Raw genomic sequence first — 232 nt, forward strand, 5'->3', positions numbered from 1 at the left:
GTTAAAAAGCCGCAGCAAGGGACAATTTTTGCAGCGGCTTTTTAACCAAATTACCCGATTCTACAAAATCAGCAGAAAGTTACAACACTTGCTTAGGGCAATAATTTCCTGTGAGGTGATTACCCTTTCAAGCAATATTCAAACGTAACTATCCTTTAATTTTCGGATCCAGCGCATCGCGTAAACCATCGCCCAACAAATTGAACGCCAGTACGGTCAGAAAAATAGCCAG

At 41.4% G+C, this 232-nt stretch carries 1 protein-coding gene; it reads right to left on the reverse strand.

Annotated features, from left to right (window positions below; all coding sequences use genetic code 11):
• Window positions 1-148: 148 nt before the first annotated feature.
• The coding region (locus SB765_RS34160) for a hypothetical protein (protein WP_410933095.1) at window positions 149-232 on the reverse strand (84 nt) is incomplete at its 5' end.

This window comes from Pseudomonas sp. SIMBA_067 (assembly GCF_046534675.1).
Classification (GTDB): domain Bacteria; phylum Pseudomonadota; class Gammaproteobacteria; order Pseudomonadales; family Pseudomonadaceae; genus Aquipseudomonas; species Aquipseudomonas putida.